The organism is Streptomyces sp. NPDC041129 (assembly GCF_055592265.1).
This window is the reverse complement of record NZ_JBVIYV010000001.1, coordinates 42,866-64,388: the sequence shown is the minus strand read 5'-3', so window position 1 is coordinate 64,388 and position 21,523 is coordinate 42,866. Positions and strand designations below refer to the sequence as shown.

Genomic DNA, 21,523 nt, shown 5'->3' with positions numbered 1-21,523 from the left:
CGCGCGTCAGCCGGTCGGCTGCTCCTCGGCCGACCGGCCGGGCATGAAGATGACGGCCGCCAGGGCCAGGCCGGCCGCGGCGCCGATGAGCTGCATGCCGATGAAGCCGGCGACCGACCCGGGCGCGATGCCCGCGAAGGTGTCGGTGAAGGCCCGGCCGATGGTCACCGCCGGGTTGGCGAAGGACGTGGACGAGGTGAACCAGTAGGCGGCGCCGATGTAGGAGGCGACCGCGACGGGGGCGAAGCGGAGCCGGTCGGTGCGGGCCAGGCCGAAGATCAGCAGGATCAGCCCCGCGGTGGCGACGACCTCGCCGAGGAGCAGGTGCCCGGCGGAGCGCTCGTGGGTGGACCACTTCACCAGGGGCTCGCCGAACATGGCGTCGGCCAGGACAGCGCCCGCGATCGCTCCGGCGATCTGCGCGGGGATGTAGACGGCCGCCTCGCGCGGGGTGACGCCGGCGCCGCCACGGCGGGCCGTCCACCACTCGGCCAGGGTGACGGCAGGGTTGAAGTGGGCGCCGGAGACCGGGCCGAGCAGGGCGATCAGGACGCCGAGGCCGAAGACGGTGGCCGTGGAATTGGCCAGCAGTTGCAGTCCGACGTCCTTGGTCAGTTCGGTGGCCTGGATGCCGGAACCGACCACGACCGCGACGAGCGCCGCCGTGCCGACCAGTTCGGCGGCGGCCTTGGCCACCAATGGAGGGCTCTGCGGCGGAGTCGCCCCCGGGGCGGGCCGCGGCTCGGTGTCCGCCGCCATGGCGGATTCCCCGTCTCTGTCGTGTTCGGTGGCCTCGGTGGCGCTCAACAGGACTCCTCGGTGCGTTCGAAAAGGCGACAGGGCACGGCGATGGACGGGCGCCGGAGGATCAGGGGCAGGACCGCTTGACGTTGTTCTCGGCGGTGGCGCGGGCGGTCTCCGCGAGGCCGGCGAGCTGACCGGCGAGCGAGGCGATGACCTCGGCCTTGAGCCGGTAGTAGGTGAACCGGCCGCAGGGCTCCGTCTCCACGATCCCTGCCTCGCGCAGCACCTTCAGATGGTTGGAGAGGTTGGTCTGTCTGGCCCCCGTCTCCTGGACCAGGTGCGTGGAGCAGAGCGTCTCCTCGGCCAGCAGGGTGACGATCCGGAGGCGGAGCGGGTCGGCCAGGACGCGCAACAGATCAGTGTCGACTGACGTCAGCATGGACTGATACTCTCACATCACTCAAGACTGATACCAGCCTGGGCTGATCCTTGGGACCTGCATCCCAGCACGAGTCGGGACCATGCCCCGAAGGGGCTTGCCGTGACCGCGTCCCCGCCCCCTGTCCCGCCTGACGAACGCCTCGCGATCGGCATGGCCCGGCTCTCGGCCCCCCGTTGATCCACTGACGAAGGAAGTACCGATGTCCTCCAGCCCGCTCGCCTCCGTGCTGTTCGTCTGTGTCCACAACGCCGGGCGTTCGCAGATGGCCGCCGGTTTCCTCTCCGACCTCGCGGGCGACCGGATCGAGGTCCGTTCCGCCGGCTCCATCCCGGGCGACCGGGTCAACCCCGCCGCGGTCGAGGCCATGGGGGAGGTCGGCGTCGACATCTCCAGGGCCAGGCCGAAGGTCCTGACCCCCGAGGCCGTCCAGGCGTCCGACTACGTCATCACCATGGGCTGCGGCGACGCCTGCCCGGTCTTCCCCGGCAAGAAGTACCTCGACTGGGCGCTGGAGGACCCGGCGGGCAAGGGCGTCGAGGCCGTCCGTCCGATCCGCGACGAGATCAGGACCCGTATCGAGGTCCTGATCGCCGAGATCGACGCCCAGCGGGAGGCATGACTCCGGTGGCCGATGCCGGCGCCGGCCGATCCGCCCGGTCGCTTCCAGCAGGGCTGCGCCCAGTGGCGTGAGGACGTGCAGCACCGCCTTGCCCTCCCGTCCGGTGGTGATCAGCTTGGCCTTGCGCAGCACGGGGGCGTGGTGGCCGGCGGCTGCCGCCGAGATGCCCGCGGGGGACCCTTCGACCAGGATCGAATGCATTGCCCCGCCTGCCGGGGCATGAGCATGATCGCCCCGACCAGCCGGACGGGCGACGGGGACCGGCTGCGGCCGTCGCCGTCGCCGACACTCCAGGGGGAATCGTCATGCGCAGAAGGACCGCCGCCGTCGCCGCACTGGCCACCGCACTCGCGGTGAGCGTACCGGGCGCCGCCGCCGTCGCGGCGCCGGCCGAGACGTCGTACACCGTCGTGCCGTACACCGCCGTCAATGTCCGCAAGCTGCCCACCAAGGACAGCGCCTACCTGGCGACCCTGACCGCCGGCCGTTCCTACCAGGCCTACTGCTGGACGCACGGCCAGACCATCACCGACAACGGCTACACGAACGACATCTGGATCGGCTTCGCCGACGGCTACAGCAGCGCCGTCTACTTCAAGGGCGACGAGTACGCCAACCTGCCCGCGTCCGCGCAGTGCTGATCACACGTCACGTCGAGACGAGTTGGGGAGCCCCACTGTGACCACCTTCCTGAGGACCAGGGCCAGGGCCGCCGCGGCCGGAGCGCTGCTCGCCGCCGGACTGCTGTTCGCGGCCGCTCCCGGCGCCTCTGCGGCGACGCCCCCGGCGCCGGCCGCCGTCCGCGCGCCGGTCGCGGCGTCCGACGCGTACACCATCGCGCCCTACACCGCGGTGAATCTCCGCTACGGGCCCGGCAGCGGCTACGCGTGGATGAGCACACTGCAGTTCGGCCACACGTACACGGCGTACTGCTGGGTCTACGGCGAAATGATCGTGGACAACGGCTACCGGAACAACATCTGGATCTACACGTACGGCGGCACGGGAGTCGGATACGGCTACGTCAGCGCGGTGTACCTGCGCGGAGACGCGCGGGCCGGGCTCCCGGCCTCCGCCCAGTGCTGAACCCGGGTCCCGCCGCTCGGCGAACGGCCCCGTAGCGGGCGTCCGCCCACCGACCAGCCCCGCAGGCCTCGCCTGCGGGGCTGGTCGTCGCGCGTCCGCGCAGGTCACCGACGGTACGGGCGGGCGTCGGGGCCGCTGCGCAGGAGGGCGAGTTCCCGGTTGATCCACGAGGAAGCGGCAGACCACGCTCAGTTCGGCGGGGCTGAAGCGCTGCCGCGCGGCCTCGGTGCCGCGGGCCAGGGGCTGGAAGAAGTCTCGGGCGACGCCTCTGGCCGCATCCGCGTAGTGCAGATGTACGACCCGGTGGTCGTCGGCCGCGCGGACGCGCCGGACGTGCCCCGCCCGCTCCAGGCGGTCCAGGCACGCGGTCATGGCGCCCGACGTCAGGTCGAGGTGCCTGCGCAGCCGCCCGGGCGACGGGTGCCCGCCCCGATCATGCCGAAGGCGGACGGCGCCGCGGCGACGGCGGCCGCCACACCGCAGACCAGGAAGGCGGTACTGAAGCCGCTGCCGAGGGCGTCCGGAGCCAGACCGCTGGGGCTACGTCCGCTTCCACCAGGGGCGCGCGCAGCCGTGGCCGCGCTCGTGGGCCGCGGATCCCGGGGCGCCGGACGGCAGGCCGTTCACGGCGATGGGTCCGCCGGCTTCGGCGATCCCGCGCGCCGCCGCCCGGCCGGTCGGCAGGTGCGCGCCGGACGCCTGAGACTGCGGACCGCGTCCCGGATCGCCGGAGCGCGGCCTACAGGCCGTCCGGGGCTCCCAGGCCGGTCAGGGCTCCCACCGGGTCCGGGTCGGGGGTGCCCCGGGGCCACCAGTGGTCCTGCCCCGGCTCCGACTCGTAGGCGTACCACAGGCCGTCGCGGCCCAGGCGGAGCTGGACATGGCCGCTCGGGTGGGTGAGGTGGTTGCGCCAGGGGCGGAACGCCGGGAGGTCGGCGGCGAGCAGCAGCGGGCGGGCCCGGTCGAAGCGGCCGGCCGGCGGGTCCCAGGGGTCCTCCAGGACGGCCAGCCCTTCCGGGCCGCCCTGCCGCCAGGCGGCGACCGCGCGGGCCAGGTCGGCCGGGGTGCGGCCGACGGCCGCTGCGAGCGACGCGTACAGGGCGCGGGTGGCGGCGGTCAGACCGGAGCCCGGACGGGCCGCGGCGAGCCGTACGGCGTCCTGCCACAGCGTGAGTTCACCGACCGGGTCGTGTCCGGTGGTGAGCAGGGCGTGCGCGCGGGCGGCGGCGTCGGTGGCGAGCTGGTCCAGCGCGAGGGGGTCCGGGCCGCCGGGCGCCGCCGGGTACACCGGCGGCTGCTCGGGGTGCGGCGGCACGGGCGACGGCTGGGGCAGCGGCGGCAGCCGGCGCGGGGCGAGGACGTCTGTGGCGCGGACGCCGGGCAGGGATCGCGGCGCTCCTTCCTGGGCGGCGCGGGCCGCCCGGGCGGCGCTGCGGCGGGACAGCGCGTCCAGCAGCTCGCGCTCGCCGCGGCCGCGCAGCAGGAGCAGCACGAAGGGGTCGGCGTCGAGCAGGCGTGCCGTCTGGTAGCAGAGGGCGGCCGCGTGCTTGCAGGGGTGACCGGAGTCGGGGCAGCTGCAGCGCGGGGCGAGATCACCGGGGCCGGGCAGCAGGGGCACACCGCAGTCGGCGAGGGACTCGGGCAGCTCCTTGTCGAGCAGCGCCGCGATGTGACCCGGCCGGTCCGCGGCCGTGTCCAGGAACCGCTCCCAGTCACCTTTCTCCAGCGTGCGCAGGCGCACCTGCACCCGGTACGGACGCGGGCGGCTCCCCCGCACGTACGCCAGCACCAGGCCCGGCGTCACCGTGATCGCGTCCACGTTGCCCGCGTCCGCGTAACCCCGGCCCCGGACGAGCCGCTTGACGTCCAGCGCGCCCCGCTCCAGCGCGTCGACCCAGGCGTTGCCCCACCAGGTCCCGGCGAACGCGGAGTCCTCGTCCTGGACCGCACGGGGCGGGAACGCCGTGAAGGTACGGCGGAGTTCGGAGTCCCGGTGCGGCGTGGCCATGGTGCCGGGCACCTGCGAAGGCGCGGCCGTGTGATCGTCCGGGCGGGCGGGGGCGCCGATGTCATCCGGCTCGTGCCTGGTCCCCAGAGGTTCCGATGTCTCAGGCGCATCCGGGGTCTCGGGGCCGTCCGGGCCGTCGGTCCAGGAGGGCATGCGGAAGGCGCTGTTCAGGAACTGCCGCATGTCCTGGACGGCTTGGGCGCGTGCGGCCCGGGGCCGGTCGTCGGGCTGCCCCGAGCCGGCGGACGCCCGGGACGGCTCGGAGGCCCGGCGCGCCGGTGCGCTGCCCCCGCGCCGTGCACCGCTTTCCGACGCCCGGGCGAGCGCCGCCTCCCGTCGAGCCGCACGCAGCGCCTCCCGCGCGACATCGCCGGGACGCCCTCCGGCGGCCGGGGACGAGTCGGTGGAAGGGGCCACGCCGGCGGTCGGCGGCGCGTCGGCGGTCGGGGCCGTGCCGGAGGGAGCGGTCACGTCGGAGGGAGCGGCCGCTCGCGGGGACGGTGAACCGTCGTCGGACGACTGCCCTGGAGCAGGCGGAGCCGCCGTCGGCGACCGTGGTTCACCGGCGGACGGCCGGCCTTCGGCGGCCGGGGCCGACTCAGCGGGCCGGACCCCGTCGGCGGGTACCGGGGCACCGGACGACCGGAGCGCATCGGCGGACGCCGTGCCTCCGTCGGGCCGCCCCTCGGCGGGCAGGGCGGACCGCGGGGCGTCGGCGTGGGCCGGGTCGGCGGTCGCGGCTCGCAGTGCCGCCCTCGCGATGTCGGCGGGGCGGGGCTCAGCCGTGATGGTGCGCTCCGCGCCGGGCTCGGTGCCGGGCGCGGTGGTGGCCGGCGGGCTCTCCGGTTCCGGGGCCGTCTCGTGGCGCGCGGCCTCGGTGCGCCGGCGTGCCGCGCGCAGCGCCTCGCGGGCGGCGTCGCCCGGGCGGTGCTCCCCGGTCGTCATGAGGGCCTCCGCAGTGACACCAGGTCGGACAGTTCACGGTCCGTCAGTTCCGTCAGGGCGGACTCGCCGGAGCCGAGGATGGCGTCGGCCAGGGCTCGTTTGGAGGCGAGCATCTCGGCGATGCGGTCCTCGACCGTGCCCTCGGTGACCAGGCGGTGGACCTGGACGGGCTGGGTCTGGCCGATGCGGTAGGCGCGGTCGGTGGCCTGCTCCTCGACGGCCGGGTTCCACCAGCGGTCGAAGTGGACGACGTGGCCCGCGCGGGTGAGGTTCAGGCCGGTGCCGGCCGCCTTCAGCGAGAGCACCAGCACCGGCGTCTCGCCGCTCTGGAAGCGGTCGACCATGCGCTCGCGCTCCGGGACCGGCGTACCGCCGTGCAGCAGGTCCACGGGGACCGCGCGGGCCGACAGGTGGGCGGTGATGAGCCGGGCCATGCCGACGTACTGGGTGAAGACCAGGGCGGAGCCGTCCTCGGCGAGCACGGTGTCCAGCAGCTCGTCCAGCAGGGCGAGTTTGCCGGAGCGGGCGGACAGCCGGTCGGCGCGGCCCTCTTCCTTCAGGTACAGCGCGGGGTGGTCGCAGATCTGTTTCAGGGCGCCGAGCAGTTTCAGGACCAGGCCCCGCCGGCCGATGCCCTCCGCGGTCTCGATGGCGAGCATGGACTCGCGCACCACCGCCTCGTACAGGGCGGCCTGTTCACGGGTGAGGGGCACCGGGTGGTCGGTCTCGGTCTTGGGCGGCAGCTCGGGGACGATGCCGGGGTCGGACTTCTTGCGGCGCAGCAGGAAGGGACGGACCAGCCGGGACAGCCGCTCCACCGCCTCCTGGTCCTCGCCGTTCTCCACCGCGCGCGCGTGCCGGGCGCGGAAGGATTTCAGCGGGCCGAGGAGACCTGGGGTGGTCCAGTCGAGCAGGGCCCACAGCTCGGAGAGGTTGTTCTCCACCGGGGTGCCGGTGAGCGCCACGCGCGCGGGTGCCGGGATGGTGCGCAGCGCCTTGGCGGTCGCGGAGTACGGGTTCTTCACGTGCTGCGCCTCGTCGGCGACGACCATCCCCCACGGCTGCTCGGCGAGCTGCTCGGCGGTGGAGCGCATCGTGCCGTACGTGGTGAGGACGAAGCCGCCGGCCAGGCCGTCCAGGGTGCGGTCGGGGCCGTGGAAACGGCGGACCGGGACGCCGGGCGCGAACCGGGTGATCTCGCGCTGCCAGTTGCCCAGCAGGGACGCGGGGCAGACCACCAGGGTCGGCGCGGTGCGGGCCCGCTTCAGGTGCAGGGCGATGAGCGTGACCGTCTTGCCGAGGCCCATGTCGTCGGCGAGGCAGCCGCCGAGGCCGAGGGAGGTCATCAGGTCGAGCCAGGCCAGGCCGCGCGACTGGTAGTCCCGGAGGGTGGCGTCGAGTCCGGCGGGCGGTTCGGCCGGGTGCAGGCCGGCGGTGAGCCGGTCACGCAGGGCGGCCAGCGCTCCGGCGGGGACGGCCTCGACGGTCTCGCCGTCCACCTCGGCGGTGCCGGTGAGCGCGACGGACAGCGCGTCGACCGGGTCGAGCAGCCCCAGCTCGCGTTTGCGGGCCTTGCGGACCAGGGCCGGATCGACCAGAACCCAGCGGTCCCGGAGCCGTACGACCGGCCGGTGGGCCTCGGCGAGCGCGTCCATCTCGGCCTCGCTGAGCGGTTCCCCGCCGAGCGCGAGCTGCCAGCCGAACCGCAGCAGCTCCTCGCTCTCGAAGAACCCGGTGCCGTCGGTCGCCGAGCCGGGCGCCGGGCGCACCACGGCGGCGGCGCTGAGGTCGCGGGCGAGGTCCCGGGGCCAGTGCACGGCCACCCCGGCGGCACCGAGCCGCGCGGTGGCCACGCCGAGCAGGTCGCCCAGTTCCTCCTCCGACAGGGCGAGGACGTCGGGGACGTCCTGCTCGGTGAGCCGGTGCAGCGGCGGCCACACCCGGGCCGCGCGCCGTACGGCGAGGGCGGCGTCCACATGGGCGCGCGGGCCGAACCCCGCGTCCGCCTCGCCCGCCCACAGGGCGGCCGCGTCGGTCATCAGGGTGGGGTCGGCGAGGCTGTGCACCTGGACGATCGCCGCCCCGGCGGCGCGGGCCCCCTCGACGGCCCCGGCGTCGAAGACGTCGTAGGCGGACAGGTCGAGGCGCAGCGAGATCCTTACGCCCGCGTCCATGCCGGCGGCGACCTCCGCGGCCCAGTCGTGGGCGTGCGGCAGGGACTGGGGCTCCCGTGCGGCGAAGGGGCGGCCCGCGGTGTGGGCGGCGGCGGGGGTGCGGGGCAGGGTGTCGGCGACCGCGTCCAGGAAGGAACGGACCAGCGCCTCCGGCTCCGGCAGCCGCAGCGGGCCGGGTTCCGGCAGCGGGACGGCGTGGCCCTCGGGCGGCAGGGCGGCGGCCACCGCGCGCAGGTGGGTGATGTCGCCGGGTTCCAGCGGACCGGCCCGCCAGGCGTCGTGGCCGTCCGGGGTCAGGCCGGGCAGCAGGCGGCCACGGGCGACGAGGCGCAGGGCGTGCAGCGCGGCGGCGCCCCAGCAGGCGGTGGCCGGGTGGGCGGCCGGGTCGTGCCGGGCCCGTACCAGCAGGGGCAGTGCCTCGGCGATCGGGAGGGTCAGCGCGGGCACCTGCCGGCGGCGGGCACCCGCTCCGTGGCGTCGTACGACGGTCAGCTCCTCGACGGCGGGCGCGCCGGTCCCGTCGGGGGCTCCGGTCCCGTCGTCGGCGGGCAGCGGTCCGCCCTCGGGGTCCCAGAAGGCGATCCGGCTCTCGCGCGGGAGGGGCGCGGGCAGGTAGACGGACGCGAGGCGCACCGGTACCGGGTTCCCGGTCCGGCCGGGCCCTCCCGCGGGTCCCGCGACCGCGGCCGTGCCACCGCTCATACGTTCTGCCACCTCCCGCCCGGGTCCTGGTCCGACCGGACGTCCTCGACTCTACGGGCGGGGTCCGACAACCGGGTCCGGCTGCCGGGCGGCACCGGTTCCTCGGGCCCGGTGGCCGCCTGGACCGCGCTACGGGACCGTGCGGGAGACGACGTACACCATCGGGAAGTTCGGGTCGGCCATGTTCACGAGGACGTCCTGGGTGGGCGCCGGGTTCTTCTGCGGATGGGCCAGCCCGAACCACGGGCCGGGTCCGGTGAAGTTCCAGCCGGAGACCTTCCGGTCGCGGGCGCTGATCGGCTTGGCGTCCTTCTTCAGCTCGTCCCGGCGTACGCCCATGGCGCCCAGGAAGCTGTCCAGGCCGGCACTGTTGGTGCGGAACTGTATGTACAGCCGGCTGGTCTTCCAGTTGTTGGTCTCGTAGTAGGCGATGTAGTCGGCGGGGTGCGGCACGGCCACCTGGTAGAGGCGGCGCTGCACCTTGGAGGGGAAGCCCGGACTGAGGCCGGTCGCCGAGTACTTCGCCTCCTTGTCCTTGCCGCTGCTGCGGCTCTGGTTGGCGGAGATCACCAGATAGCCCGCGGGGACGCCGATGAGCAGCACGATGATCAGCAGCGTGAGCATCCTGCGTTTCGCCCGGTGGCGGGGGTTCTCGACGGCCCGGCGCGGCTCGTCCGGCGGCGCGGCCTGGTGCGGCAGCGATGTGGTCATGCGGTGTCCTGGTCGCGGCGGGCCTGCGCGTACCGCTCGTAGCGCTCGTGGCGTTCCACCCGGCGCCGCTTGGCCCGCCGGAACCGCCGGGCGACCAGCCGGGCGAGGTCGGCGGCGCCCACCATGCCGGCCTCGGGGCCGAGCTGGGCGCGGGTGATACGGGCCTCGGGGCGGTAGCCGCGGCCGGTGAGGTGGCGTTTGAAGGCTTCCCGGGCGGGGCCGATGAGCAGGTCGTCGGCGGCGCTGACGCCGCCGCCGATCACGAAGCAGGACGGGTCCAGGGCCGCCGCCAGGTTGGCGATGCCGACGCCGAGCCACTGCCCGATGTCCTGCAGCAGCTCGATGCACATGGCGTCGCCCTCGCGGGCCAGCTCGGTGATCATCGGGCCGGAGATGTCGTCGATGGCGCCCTTGACGTGCTCGATGATCCCGTAGGCCACCGGGGAGTCGGCCGCGGCCAGCTCCTTGGCCTCGCGGACAAGCGCGTTGCCGGAGCTGTACTGCTCCCAGCAGCCGCGATTGCCGCACGGGCACCGGTGACCGCCGGGCACCACCTGCATGTGGCCGAACTCACCGGCTACGCCGTACTTGCCGCGCTTGACCTGGCCGTCCTCCAGGATGGCGCCGCCGATGCCGGTGCCGAGGGTGATCATGACCAGGTGGTCCTCGCCGCGTCCGGCGCCGAAGCGCCACTCCGCCCAGGCGGCGGTGTTGGCGTCGTTGTCCACCAGGACCGGTACGGACAGGCGGCTGGCGAGGCGGTCCCGCAGGGGCTCGTTGCGCCAGGACAGGTGGGGCGCGAACAGGACGCGGTTGCGGTCGGCGTCGACCCAGCCGGCGGCGCCGATGCCGACCGCGTGCACGTCGTGCCGGTCGGACAGGTCCAGGACCAGTTCGGCGATGGTGTCCTCGACGACCTTGGGGCTCTTCGACTTGTCCGGGGTCTCCGTACGGAGCTTCTCCAGGATGTTGCCGTCGGCGTCCACCACGCCCGCCATGACCTTGGTGCCGCCGATGTCGATGCCGACCGTGGGCACGCGGGGAGCGGTCAGGTGCGAGCGGCGTTCCCGTGTCCCGACCGTGCGGAGCACGGGGGCTCGGCGGGAGCCGATGGGGGCGGTGAGGTCGCGGTAGGTGCTCATCGTTGCTCGATTCTGCCTCACCGCGGGGACAGGTGCGGTACGGGGCGAGGGACCGAGGGGGCGAGGAACCGGTGCCGGACGCGCCCTCTCAACTCCGCTGCAGCTCATGGCGGAGAGCGTCCAGGTCGGACCCTCCCGCCATCTGCTGGGTCAGCTCGTCCAGGGTGATCTCGCCCCTTGTGTGATTGCCCACCATCGTGCCCCGCCGCAGCAGGACGAACCTGTCGCCCACCAGGTAAGCGTGGTGCGGGTTGTGGGTGATCAGTACGACGCCCAGGCCCTCGTCGCGTGCCGCCGCCACGTACTTCAGCACCACGCCGGACTGCTTCACGCCCAGCGCCGCCGTCGGCTCGTCCAGGATCAGGACCTTCGCGCCGAAGTGGACGGCGCGGGCGATGGCCACGCACTGGCGCTCGCCGCCGGAGAGGGTGCCGATGGGCTGGTCGACGTCGCGCAGATCGATGCCCATGCGGAGCAGGGCGTCGCGCGTGGTGCGGCGCATGAGGTCGATGTCCAGGCGCTTGAAGGGGCCCACGCCCTTGCGGGGCTCGGAGCCCAGGAAGAAGTTGCGCCAGACCGGCATCAGGGGAACGACGGCGAGGTCCTGGTAGACCGTGGCGATGCCGCGGTCCAGGGCCTCGCGCGGGGAGGACAGGGTCGTCTCCTCGCCCTCGATGCGCAGGGTGCCGCCGTCGTGCCGGTGCAGGCCCGCGACGATCTTGATCAGGGTGGACTTGCCGGCCCCGTTGTCGCCGAGGACGCAGGTGATCTCCCCCGGGTTGACCTCCAGGAAGACGCCTTCGAGGGCGCGGACGGTGCCGTAGTGCTTGCTGACGTCGGTCAGCTCGACGAGAGAAGTCACTTGTTGGCCTCCGCGCGCTTGCGGACCCAGGCGTTGAGCAGGGTCGCGAGGAGCAGCATCGCTCCGAGGAAGAACTTGAACCAGTCCGGGTTCCACTCGGCGAAGACGATGCCCTTGCTGGTCATGCCGAACAGGAGCGCGCCGACCGCCGAGCCGACTGCGCTGCCGTAGCCGCCGGTGATGAGGCAGCCGCCGATGACGGCCGCGATGATGTAGATCAGCTCGTTGCCGACGCCCTCGCCGGACTGGACGGCGTCGAACGAGAAGAGCAGGTGCTGGCCGGAGATCCAGGCGCCGAGCGCCACACCCATGTAGAGGCCGATCTTCGTCCGGGCGACCGGGACGCCGACCGCGCGGGCCGCGTCCTGGTTGCCGCCGGCCGCGAAGATCCAGTTGCCGGCGCGGGTGCGCAGCAGGATCCAGGAGGCGAGGGCGACCAGGCCGAGCCACCACAGGATGGTGACCTTGAAGTCGACGCCGCCGACGGTGAGGGTGGAGGCGAAGACGGCGTGGGCGCTGGGGAAGCCCTCCATGTCGGCGATGCTCTTGGTGGAGACCGTGTCGTCGATCAGCTTGGTGAAGCCGAGGTTCATACCGGTCAGCATCAGGAAGGTGCCGAGCGTGATGATGAAGCTGGGCAGTTTCGTGCGGGTGAGCATGAAGCCGTTGAAGGCGCCGATCGCCAGGGTGACCAGCAGCGACACGCCCACGCCGACCCAGGTGTTCGCCGTCATCTGGTAGCTGAACATCGACGAGACGAGCGCCGAGGACGTCACCAGGACGCCGGCGGACAGGTCGAACTCGCCGCCGATCATCAGCAGCGCCACGGGCACGGCCATGATGCCGATGGTCGAGGAGGCGTACAGGACCGTGCTGAGGCTGGCCGCGCGCAGGAAGCCGTCGGCGGCGAAGGCGAAGAAGACGAAGACGGCGAGCGCCCCGACCACCGAGCCCAGCTCCGGGCGGGCTAGCAGTTTCCGCAGCGGCGAGCCGCCCAGGAGTCTCCCGTCGGACGCCTGGTCGAGGGTGGCGTTCATCGGGTGCCCCGCTCGGTGTACTCGGCCAGCGCGGCTGCCTGGTCCTTGGTGACGATCTGCGGGCCGGTCAGCACGGGCCGGCCACCGCCGAGGACGTCGCCGTTGTACTTGTACAGCCAGAGCAGGTCCACGGCCTGGTAGCCCTGGAGGTAGGGCTGCTGGTCCACGGCGAAGCCGAGGGTGCCGTCCTTCAGCTCGGCGGCGACCTTGGCGTTGAGGTCGAAGGTGTCGATCTCCGCCTTGCTGCCCGCGCCCTTCTTCGCCTGCACGGCGGTGTCGGCGTAGGGGGCGCCGAGGGTGACGACCGCGTCGACGGAGGTGTCCGCCTGGAGCTTGGCCTCGATCGCGGACTGCGTGTCGGGCATGTTGGTGCCGTTGACGTACAGCTTCCGCACGGTGCCGTGGAAGGTCTTGGCCACGCCGTCGCAGCGCTGCTCGTGGCCGACGTTGCCCTGCTCGTGCAGGACGCACAGGGCCTTCTTCTTCCCGCGCTTGTTCAGCTCCTCGCCGACGGCCTCACCGGCGACGGTCTCGTCCTGGCCGATGTGGGTGAGGGCGCCGAAGGCCTTGGACTCCTCGGAGCCGGAGTTCACGGTGATCACCGGGATGCCGGCCTTCTCGGCGCGGGCGACGGCGGCCCTGAGGGCGTCGGGCTTGGCGAGGGTGACGATGATGGCGTCGACCTTCTTGTCGACCGCCGCGTCCACGAGCTGGGCCTGCTGCTGGGCCTCGTCGTCGTGCGAGTACAGGAAGTTGATGTTGTCCTTGAGGGCGGCCTGCTTGGCGCCGCTCTGCACGATGTCCCAGAAGGTGTCGCCGTCTCCCGAGTGGGTGATCATCGCGAAGGTCCAGCGGGGGGTGTTCACCGCCGCGCGCCCCTGGGCCGCGGCGGCCTTGCGGGCGTCCTCCGCCCGTTTGCCGCCGGTGCTGCTGCACCCGGCCAGGGACACCGAGAGTGCTCCTGCCAGCGCGATGCCTACCCAGGTCCGAAACCGTGCCACGAGGCCGTGCCCTTCTTGCCGTGTCCGTCCGTACGCGAGGGGCCGGCGATCATCTCGGCGGCCCCCAACGCTCCAGTATCGAACACGGGGAACACCCATGACACCGGCGGGGAGCCTCCGCCCCTCACCTTGTCCGGACATTGCGACGTGGCGCGGGCCGGGCGGTCAAGGGCGTACGGGCCCGGCGATCAGGGTGGCCGGGCCGGTGGCTCAGGGGCGTACCAGGAGCTGGAACTCGAAGGAGTAGCGGCTCGGACGGTAGGTGTGGTCGCCGAACTCCACCGCCCGGCCGGTGTCGTCGAAAGTGGTGCGCCGCATGGTCAGCAGCGGGGCGCCCTCCGCCTCGGAGAGCCGCTCGGCCTCGGCGGCCGTGGCGCCCCGGGCGCCGATGGACTGGCGGGCGCTGTGCAGGGTGATCCCGGCGGAGCGCATCAGCCGGTACAGCCCGGTGGCCTCCAGCCGGCCGGTCTCCAGGTCGAGCAGGCCGGGCGGCAGGTGGTTGATCAGGTACGCCATCGGCTCGCCGTGCGCGAGGCGCAGCCGCTCGACGTGGTGGACGTCACTGCCCTCGGGCACCCCCAGCGCGGCGGCGATCTCGGTGGAGGCGGGGACGACGGTGTTGACCAGGACCCTGGTCTCGGGCCGCTGCCCGGCCGCCTCCAGATCGTCGTAGAGGCTGCTCAGCTCCAGGGGGCGCTTGACCTGGCTGTGCACGACCTGGGTGCCCACGCCCCGGCGGCGGACCAGCAGGCCCTTGTCGACGAGGGACTGGATGGCCTGGCGGACCGTGGGCCGGGACAGGCCGAGCCGGGCGGCCAGCTCGATCTCGTTGCCCAGCAGGCTGCCGGGCGTGAGGCCGCCGCGCTCGATCGCCGCCTCCAGCTGCTGGGAGAGCTGGAAGTACAACGGCACCGGCGAACTGCGGTCCACACGGAGATCGAGTGACACGGTCGGGTCCACAACTGGTTTGGGCACGAGCTCGAGCGTAGCCCCGTGCCCGGATGACGGGAAGTCGTGTAGTCCGGTTGTCCGGACATTGCGATTGACAGGGCCCTGTGTCCGCCCTCACTTTGTTTCCATGCGCATCGGGGTCATCGGTACGGGCCGCATCGGCACCATTCATGCGAACACGCTCAGCCGCAGTCGCGAGGTCGGGTCGCTGATCCTGACCGACGCCGATCCGGCGCGGGCACAGGCGCTGGCGCACCGGCTGGGTGAGACGGCGGCGCCGGGGGTGGACGAGATCTTCCGGTGGGGCGTGGACGCGGTGGTGATCACCACGGCCACCGCGGCGCACGCGGAGCTGATCGGCCGGGCGGCCAGGTCCGGCCTGCCGGTGTTCTGCGAGAAGCCCATAGCGCTCGACCTGCCGGGCACACTGCACGCGCTCGCCGAGGTCGAGGCGGCGGGCACGGTGCTGCAGATGGGGTTCCAGCGGCGTTTCGACGCGGGCTACGCGGGCGCCCGTGAGGCGGTGCGCTCGGGCCGGCTCGGGCGGCTGCACACGGTACGGGCGACGACGTCCGACCAGTCGCCTCCTCCGCCGGAGTGGCTGCCGCTGTCCGGCGGACTGTTCCGGGACACCCTGATCCACGACTTCGACGTGCTGCGCTGGGTGACGGGCCGCGAGGTGACGGACGTGTACGCGACCGGCTCGGACGCCGGGCCGCCGATGTTCCGCCAGGCCGGGGACGTCAGCACCGGCGGTGCCCTGCTCACCCTCGACGACGGCACGCTGGCCACGGCGACGGCGACCCGGCTGAACGGCGCCGGGTACGACGTCCGGATGGAGCTGGCCGGGGAGCGGGACACGGTCGTGGTGGGCCTGGACGACCGTACGCCGGTCGCGTCCACCGAGCCGACCGGGCCGCCGGCCGCCTCCAGGCCCTGGACCGGGTTCCTGGAGCGGTTCGGGCCCGCCTACGAGGCCGAGCTGTGCGCCTTCGTCGAGGTGCTGCGCGGTGAGCGGCCCAACCCGTGCGACGGCCAGGAGGCTCTGCAGGCGCTGCGGATCGCCGAGGCCTGCGAGGTGTCCCGGCGGGAGCGCCGCCCGGTGCGACTGCTGGAGATCCAGGACCGGGTCCAGCCGTCGTACGGCTGAACCCGGGCCGCTCACCCGCGGCTCACCAGCGCACGGGAAGGCCGCGCATCCCCCGCATCAGCATGCCCGGCAGCCACTCGCCCGGGGAGCCGTCGAGGGCGAGACCGGGGGCGCGCTCCAGGAGGGTGCCGATGGCGGTACGGCCCTCCAGGCGGGCCAGGGGCGCGCCCAGGCAGTAGTGGATGCCGTGGCCGAAGGCGAGGTGGCCGCGGGCGTCGCGGCGGATGTCGAACCGGTCCGGGCCGGCGAAGCGGTCGCCGTCACGTCCGGCGGCGGTGAGCCCGATCATCACCGACTGGCCCTTCTCGATCACCGTGCCGGCGATCTCCAGGGATTCGGCGGCGTACCGGTACGTGCCGGTCTCCACCGGGCCCTCGTAGCGCAGCATCTCCTCGATGGCGCCGTCCAGGAGGCCCATGTCGGCGCGCAGGGCGGCGAGTTGGTCCGGGTGGGTGAGGAGGGCGTGGACGCCGTTGCCGATGAGGTTGACGGTGGTCTCGTGGCCGGCGATGAGCAGCAGATAGGCCATGCCGCTCAGTTCCCGCGAGGAGAGCCGGTCGCCGTCCTCGGCGGTGGTGCGGATCAGGTCGCTGAGCAGGTCGTCGGTGGGGCCGGCGCACCGCTTGTCCTCGATCAGGTCCCGGAGGTACCGGGCGAGGGCGAGGACCGCGTCGTACTCCGTGTCGGCGCTGGTCGGCGCGACGACCTCGGTGGAGATCCGGCGGAACTCGGCGCGGTCCATGTCCGGGACGCCGAGGAGTTCGCAGATGACGGTGAGGGGCAGCGGGTAGGCGAGCGCCTCGATGAGGTCGGCGCTGCCGCGCGGCAGCATCTCGTCCAGCAGGTCGTCGGTGATCCGCTGGATCCGGGGGCGCAGCCGCTCCACCCGGCGCATGGTGAACGCGCGCGCGACCAGGGAGCGCAGCCGGGTGTGCTGGGGCGGATCGGTGACCAGCAGGTACTTGCCGATCTTCTCCTCGTCCAGCAGGGGCGAGCCGATCCGGTCGGTGTCCTTGGCCAGCCGGGGATCGGCGAGGGCGGCGCGCGCTTCCTCGTAGCCGACGACCAGCCAGGTCAACTGGCCGGTGTCCGCACCGCCGAGCCGTACCCGGTGCACGGGCCCCTGCTCGCGCAACTTCGCGTAGTACGGATGCGGGTCCGTGCGGAACGCGTCCCCGAACTCCCTGAGGTCGATCACCGGTTGCCTGCCCATCGCTCCCCTTCCGGACTCCCCCGAGGCGCTCCAGGGACGTCCCCGGAGCGGTTTCTGCAGTCTGAACGCGCGGGGCGCGCGCTCAGTGCCCGTCGTCGTCGAGGAGTCCCGCGTCGTGAGCCAGCAGGGCGATCTGGACCCGGTTGCCGAGGCCGAGCTTGGCGAGGATGCGTGAGACGTGGGTCTTCACGGTGGGCACGCTCATGAAGAGCCGGTCGGCGATCTGGGCGTTGGCCAGTCCCCGGCCGACGGCGACGGCGACCTCGCGCTCGCGGTCGTTCAGCAGGCCCAGCCGGTCACGCGCACGTGCGCGCCGGGCCTCCACGGCGCCTCCGGCCGCGTACCGCATCAACTGCCGGGTGACGGCTGGTGAGAGCACCGGTTCCCCGGCCGCGACCCGGCGCACCGCGTCGACGATCTCGGCGGGCGGGGTGTCCTTCAGGACGAATCCGGCGGCGCCCGCGCGCAGGGCGTGCAGCACCTGCTCGTCGGCGTGGAAGGTGGTGAGTACCACGACCTGCGGTGCGTCCGCCCGCGCGCGCAGCATCCGGGTGGCCGTGATTCCGTCGACGGACGGCATGCGGATGTCCATCAGGACCACGTCCGGACGGGTCCGCTCGACCGCCTCCTCGACCTCACCGCCGTCCGCGGCCTCCCCGACGATCTCGATGTCGCCGGCCCCGCCGATCATGAGGGCCAGGCCCGCCCGTACCAGCGGATCGTCGTCCACGAGGAGGAGTCTGATGTGTGTCGCGGTCATGGGTGTCACGTAATCACGGAGCCGGGCGGTCCGCCGCACCTCAACTCCCGTTCCACGGAAGCCATCCCCGTACTTCGAACCCCTTCTCGCGGGTGGGCCCGTGGTCCAGGCGGCCACCGGCCAGCGTGGCACGCTCGGTGAGGCCGATCAGTCCCTGGCCGGAGCCGGGGACGGGCGCCGCCTCGCCCGCCGGGGCGGGGTTGTGGACGGTGATCGTCAGGCCCTCGCCGGGTGCCCCGCCGACCCGTACGGTGACCTCGGTGCCGGGGGCGTGCTTGCGGGCGTTGGTCAGGGCTTCCTGGGCGATGCGGTAGGCGGTGCGGCCGAGGGAGGCGGGGGCGTTCTCGAGCCCGGTGACGCGGTGGTCGAGGGTGACCCTCATGCCGGCCTCGCGGCACTCGGCGACCAGGGCGTCCAGCGCGGCCAGCGTCGGCTGCGGCCGGCCCCCGGCCGCGTCGTCGGACTCCCCCGCGCGCAGCACGCCGATGATCTCCCGCAGGTCCTGCAGCGCCTCGTGGGCACTCTCCCGGATGACCCCGGCCGCCCGTGCGATTCTCCTCGCGGGTGGCGTCGGGGCGGAACTCCAGGGCGCCGGCGTGCACGCTGAGCAGCGTGAGCCGGTGCGCCAGCACGTCGTGCATCTCGCGGGCGATGGCCTCGCGGGCGAGCCGCTGCGCATGTTCGGCACGCAGCCGAGCCTCCGTCTCGGCGCGTCGGGCGCGGTCGCGCAGGCTGAGCATGAGCTGCCGCTTGGAGCGGACGAACATGCCCCAGCCGATGACCGACACGGTGAGCAGTTCGGTGAACACGACGATGCCGGCATAGGGCAGGTCGGGGTCCGGCCGCAGCCAGTAGAAGAGCGGGACCAGGGCGAGGCCCGCGCCGCCGATCCAGGCCACGTGCCGGAAGGGCCGGTGCACGGCGAGCGTGAACAGGGCGATCATGTCGGCGCCGCCCGCGGTGTTGGACAGGAACCCGACGGGGATCATCGCGAGGGCGAGTCCGAGCGGCCAGCGGCGCCGGAACCAGACGGCGGCGCAGGCGACGGCGCCGAGCAGCTGGTCGAGGACGGCGGCGGAGTGCGGCAGGCCGGGCTCCCGGGGCAGCGCCTGGGCGGCGGCCACGCCGAGGAGGACGGCCAGCAGGAAGCAGGAGAAGTCGACGACCCAGTCGCGTGCGGTGCGCCGGGGCCGCCGGCCGGAGGCCGCCCCGGCGGCCGGGTCCAGCTCGTGGACCAGGGCGGACGGGAACAGCCACCGGGGTCCCTCGAACTCCCTTGTCAGGTCAGCCGGTTGCTCATCATTCACGGTCGGCCAATCTACGCAGGCCCGGTCCGCCCGAAAGCCCCGGACGCCGGATCGGCGACCAAAGTCGCGGCGCCGTGGACTTCGGTCGGTCCCGCCCTGTGTCCGGGCGGACCTTCGACGGGCGGCGGCCATCCCGCGCCCGATGCGTGGTGCGGGACGGCCGGGCCAGGGTGGTCCCATGAAGAAGCTGCTGGAACTGATCGGTTTCGTCGCCCTGGTGCAGGGCGTGCTGGGCCTGGTGCACGAGTTCACTCACTGGCATGTGGGGTTCGTGCAGCGGCTCGGTCTCCTCGACGGCTACGAGGTGTACGCGAGCGTCGCGCTGCTGGTGCTGGCGTTCGCGCTGTTCGCGGTCGCGGAGGGCCAGGACTCCTGAGCGTACGGCGCGTCAAGTCGCGGAAACTTCACGTGACTTCACGGGAAACTCCGCAAGCTTGTCATTGACATGCCACGCTCTACGCGCGTCATCATGAAGGCATGAGATTCCCCCCACGCGCATCTCGTATCACTGTCGCCGCCACTGTGCTGTCCGCCCTCCTCGTGGGTGGCACCGTCTCCGCCACCACGGCGGACGCGGCGGCCGCCTCCGTCGGCAGCATCTGTTACGGCGACCTCCCCTCACAGGCACACGACACGCTCGACCTGATCGACGAGGGCGGGCCGTTCCCCTACTCGCAGGACGGGACCGTCTTCCAGAACCGGGAGAACGTGCTGCCGAGCCAGCAGAGCGGCTACTACCACGAGTACACAGTCATCACGCCGGGCTCCCCCACGCGCGGCGCACGCCGGATCGTCACCGGCGAGGAGAACCAGGAGGACTACTACACCTCCGACCACTACGCCACGTTCGACCTCGTCGACTTCGGCTGCTAGGCCGTACCGGCATCGCCCCTACGGCGATGTGAGGGCCCCCGGCGCACCGCGCCGGGGGCCCTCCGCCGTCCGCCGGCGTCCCGGGCCGCCTCACACGGTGGCGAACCCGAAGCGCGACGGCGCCATGTCGACGGCGGCGACGGCCTTGTACAGCTCGTCGTTCAGGGACGTGAGCCGCACGGTGTCCGGCGTCGCCCGGTCCCGCTCGCGCATGATCTCCTGCGAGGCGCGCAGGATCGGCACCAGGTCCTCGACCTTGAGGCCCTTGCCGTCCAGGTAGGGCAGCGCCCAGAAGTCGAAGTCGTACAGCGGCAGCCAGACCGATTCGGTGACCTTCTCGAACATCACGTCGCACCAGTTGGCCGCCTCACGGGAGTTCATCGTGTGGTGCGACCAGTTGTAGGCCTCGCCCTCGATGCCGTGCAGCTCCTTGCGCTGGTAGACCGGGGCCTTGGGGTTGCCCCACCACGGCTGCGCCCGCCAGAAGGTCGGACCGGTCTCGTTGAGGAAGTCGATGGTGTTCTGCACCGTCCGCTCGTTCTCACCGGGGAAGCCGACGATGATCGAGGCGAAGGTGGTGATGCCGCGCTGCTTGAGCTGGGCGATGCCGTTGCGGTACTGGGCGTCCTGCGCCAGCTTGTTCATGGCGGCGAGGATGTCCTGGTCGCCGGACTCGATGCCGAGGAAGACACCGCGGCAGCCGCTCTGCGCGGCCAGGTCGAACGTCTCCTCGTCACGCGCGTTCGAACAGCGGAAGTAGGAGTACCAGTTGAGCCCCAGGTCCTCCTCGATCAGCATGCGGCACAGCTCCTTGAACCGCTTGGGCGGCACGTTGAAGGTGTCGTCCACGAACACCAGGTTCTTCACCCCGAGTTCGGCCATCGAGCGCAGTTCGTGCCGGACCGTGTCCACGGAGGCCGTGGTCAGCGCGCCCGCCCGCATCGGGTAGTCGCAGAAGCTGCACTTGAACGCGCAGGACCGCGCGGTACGGGTCTGGGCCGTGGTGCCGATCAGCGCCGGGCTGAAGCCGGACCAGTCGATCGCCGCGTGGTCGATGTTGTTGGCCTCCGGCTTCTTGGGCCCGGCGACCCAGCGGCCGGCGTCCGAGAGCGTGACCAGGTTCGCGATGCCGTCGAGCGGTCCGTCCCGCCGTACCGCCCGCACCAGCTCGACCAGCGCGCCCTCGCCCTGGGACTCCACGACGTAGCTGTCGGCGCCCATGCCGTGCAGGAGGTCCTGGGCCATGCCCTCGACGCCGTCCAGGCAGATGTTGTCGACCAGTGGGCCCCCGACGACGATGTGCGCGTCCGGCGCGTACGCCCGCACGAAGTCGATGACGGGCAGCACCGGCATGATGTTGACGTAGAACGTCGTCGTCACCGCCACCACCCGCGGCCCGCGCTCCAGCAGGTCGGCCAGGCGCTCCTGTTCGGCGCTGAACAGCGAGACGGCCTCGGCGCTCAGGCCCGCCTTGCGCAGGAAGTTGCTCAGGTACAGGCCGGCCAGGTTGTGCACCTCGCCCACGTGGTAGCGGTCGTTGCGTCCGGTAACCCTGTTGCGCAGCGTGCTGAGCCCGTCCATCCAGGACAGGTGGCGGCCGTCGACCTCCAGGTACTCCTTGCTGTAGATCTGCAGCGTCGGCGAACCGGCGCCGCTGCCCTCGCACATGGCGCGGTAGTCCTGGAAGTCGCCCTCGTTGTAGCCGATGACGACGCAGTCGAGTTGTTCCATGGTCAGTTCTGCCTTCCGTGTGTCCCAGCGGAATCGGTGCACGCTCCGGCCAGGGCCCCGTACAC

The 21,523-nt window shown here is 72.8% G+C and carries 19 protein-coding genes and 2 pseudogenes; 6 read left to right on the top strand and 15 right to left on the bottom strand.

Annotated elements, in window-relative coordinates; genetic code table 11:
• Nucleotides 1–6 precede the first annotated feature (6 nt).
• Nucleotides 7–807 (bottom strand): aquaporin, encoded by an 801-nt coding sequence (locus tag ACZ6B1_RS00190; RefSeq protein ID WP_468773491.1) that lies wholly within the window; start codon nt 805–807, stop codon nt 7–9.
• Between the two features lie 61 nt (nt 808–868).
• Nucleotides 869–1,183 (bottom strand): ArsR/SmtB family transcription factor, encoded by a 315-nt coding sequence (locus ACZ6B1_RS00185; protein ID WP_468773489.1) that lies wholly within the window; start codon nt 1,181–1,183, stop codon nt 869–871.
• Nucleotides 1,184–1,385: 202 nt separating this feature from the next.
• Between ACZ6B1_RS00185 and ACZ6B1_RS00180 the strand changes: the two genes are divergently transcribed.
• The 3 genes from ACZ6B1_RS00180 (at nt 1,386) to ACZ6B1_RS00170 (ending at nt 2,891) form a co-directional block, all read left to right on the top strand.
• Nucleotides 1,386–1,805, top strand: coding sequence for an arsenate reductase ArsC (locus ACZ6B1_RS00180; RefSeq protein WP_468773487.1), 420 nt, complete (start codon nt 1,386–1,388; stop codon nt 1,803–1,805).
• A gap of 305 nt (nt 1,806–2,110) precedes the next feature.
• Nucleotides 2,111–2,446, top strand: a complete 336-nt coding sequence (locus tag ACZ6B1_RS00175) for an SH3 domain-containing protein (RefSeq protein WP_468773485.1) — start codon at nt 2,111–2,113, stop codon at nt 2,444–2,446.
• Nucleotides 2,447–2,483: 37 nt separating this feature from the next.
• Nucleotides 2,484–2,891 carry an SH3 domain-containing protein gene (locus ACZ6B1_RS00170; protein WP_468773483.1) on the top strand — a complete coding sequence of 136 codons (408 nt, stop codon included), beginning with the start codon at nt 2,484–2,486 and terminating at the stop codon, nt 2,889–2,891.
• Nucleotides 2,892–2,995: 104 nt separating this feature from the next.
• Here ACZ6B1_RS00170 and ACZ6B1_RS00165 read toward each other — a convergent pair.
• The 9 genes and pseudogenes from ACZ6B1_RS00165 to ACZ6B1_RS00125 all read right to left on the bottom strand — a co-directional run.
• Nucleotides 2,996–3,311 (bottom strand): annotated as a pseudogene (locus ACZ6B1_RS00165) (MarR family winged helix-turn-helix transcriptional regulator); the annotation flags it as partial.
• 319 nt (nt 3,312–3,630) lie between these two features.
• Nucleotides 3,631–5,844 (bottom strand): SWIM zinc finger family protein, encoded by a 2,214-nt coding sequence (locus ACZ6B1_RS00160; RefSeq protein ID WP_468773481.1) that lies wholly within the window; start codon nt 5,842–5,844, stop codon nt 3,631–3,633.
• Complete coding sequence (locus ACZ6B1_RS00155; RefSeq protein WP_468773480.1) at nt 5,841–8,720, bottom strand: DEAD/DEAH box helicase; 2,880 nt, start codon at nt 8,718–8,720, stop codon at nt 5,841–5,843. The genes ACZ6B1_RS00160 and ACZ6B1_RS00155 overlap by 4 nt, the downstream gene beginning before the upstream one ends.
• Before the next feature lie 129 nt (nt 8,721–8,849).
• Nucleotides 8,850–9,431, bottom strand: a complete 582-nt coding sequence (locus ACZ6B1_RS00150) for a sugar kinase (protein ID WP_468773478.1) — start codon at nt 9,429–9,431, stop codon at nt 8,850–8,852.
• Nucleotides 9,428–10,573 (bottom strand): ROK family glucokinase, encoded by a 1,146-nt coding sequence (locus ACZ6B1_RS00145; protein WP_468773476.1) that lies wholly within the window; start codon nt 10,571–10,573, stop codon nt 9,428–9,430. Before ACZ6B1_RS00145 ends, ACZ6B1_RS00150 begins: the two co-directional genes overlap by 4 nt.
• Before the next feature lie 88 nt (nt 10,574–10,661).
• A complete protein-coding gene (locus ACZ6B1_RS00140; protein ID WP_468775980.1) occupies nt 10,662–11,465 on the bottom strand; it encodes an ATP-binding cassette domain-containing protein in 804 nt (267 codons plus the stop codon).
• On the bottom strand, nt 11,432–12,472 hold the full coding sequence (locus ACZ6B1_RS00135; protein ID WP_468773474.1) for an ABC transporter permease: 1,041 nt from the start codon (nt 12,470–12,472) through the stop codon (nt 11,432–11,434). Before ACZ6B1_RS00135 ends, ACZ6B1_RS00140 begins: the two co-directional genes overlap by 34 nt.
• Nucleotides 12,469–13,473: a sugar ABC transporter substrate-binding protein gene (locus ACZ6B1_RS00130; RefSeq protein ID WP_468773473.1), complete on the bottom strand. Its 1,005-nt coding sequence runs from the start codon at nt 13,471–13,473 to the stop codon at nt 12,469–12,471. Before ACZ6B1_RS00130 ends, ACZ6B1_RS00135 begins: the two co-directional genes overlap by 4 nt.
• A 210-nt stretch (nt 13,474–13,683) precedes the next feature.
• On the bottom strand, nt 13,684–14,421 hold the full coding sequence (locus ACZ6B1_RS00125) for a GntR family transcriptional regulator (protein ID WP_468775979.1): 738 nt from the start codon (nt 14,419–14,421) through the stop codon (nt 13,684–13,686).
• Between the two features lie 130 nt (nt 14,422–14,551).
• On the opposite strand from ACZ6B1_RS00125, the gene ACZ6B1_RS00120 reads away from it, so the two are divergent.
• On the top strand, nt 14,552–15,574 hold the full coding sequence (locus ACZ6B1_RS00120) for a Gfo/Idh/MocA family protein (RefSeq protein WP_468773471.1): 1,023 nt from the start codon (nt 14,552–14,554) through the stop codon (nt 15,572–15,574).
• A gap of 22 nt (nt 15,575–15,596) precedes the next feature.
• Here ACZ6B1_RS00120 and ACZ6B1_RS00115 read toward each other — a convergent pair whose 3' ends face one another.
• The 3 genes and pseudogenes from ACZ6B1_RS00115 to ACZ6B1_RS00105 all read right to left on the bottom strand — a co-directional run bounded on the left by ACZ6B1_RS00115 (nt 15,597) and on the right by ACZ6B1_RS00105 (nt 18,854).
• Nucleotides 15,597–16,787, bottom strand: a complete 1,191-nt coding sequence (locus tag ACZ6B1_RS00115; RefSeq protein WP_468773470.1) for a cytochrome P450 family protein — start codon at nt 16,785–16,787, stop codon at nt 15,597–15,599.
• A gap of 82 nt (nt 16,788–16,869) precedes the next feature.
• On the bottom strand, nt 16,870–17,547 hold the full coding sequence (locus ACZ6B1_RS00110; RefSeq protein ID WP_468773468.1) for a response regulator transcription factor: 678 nt from the start codon (nt 17,545–17,547) through the stop codon (nt 16,870–16,872).
• 40 nt (nt 17,548–17,587) lie between these two features.
• Nucleotides 17,588–18,854 (bottom strand): annotated as a pseudogene (locus ACZ6B1_RS00105) (sensor histidine kinase).
• Nucleotides 18,855–19,032: 178 nt separating this feature from the next.
• Here ACZ6B1_RS00105 and ACZ6B1_RS00100 point away from each other — a divergent pair.
• Together ACZ6B1_RS00100 and ACZ6B1_RS00095 are read left to right on the top strand one after the other, a co-directional pair.
• Nucleotides 19,033–19,230, top strand: coding sequence for a hypothetical protein (locus ACZ6B1_RS00100; protein ID WP_468773466.1), 198 nt, complete (start codon nt 19,033–19,035; stop codon nt 19,228–19,230).
• A gap of 101 nt (nt 19,231–19,331) precedes the next feature.
• The gene (locus tag ACZ6B1_RS00095; protein ID WP_468773464.1) at nt 19,332–19,727 is read left to right on the top strand and encodes a guanyl-specific ribonuclease; all 396 of its coding nucleotides are present in this window, start codon (nt 19,332–19,334) and stop codon (nt 19,725–19,727) included.
• Nucleotides 19,728–19,817: 90 nt separating this feature from the next.
• On the opposite strand, the gene ACZ6B1_RS00090 is transcribed toward ACZ6B1_RS00095, so the two are convergent.
• Entirely contained in the window at nt 19,818–21,458 is a 1,641-nt protein-coding gene (locus ACZ6B1_RS00090) for a PhpK family radical SAM P-methyltransferase (RefSeq protein WP_468773462.1), read from the bottom strand.
• Between the last annotated feature and the right edge of the window lie 65 nt (nt 21,459–21,523).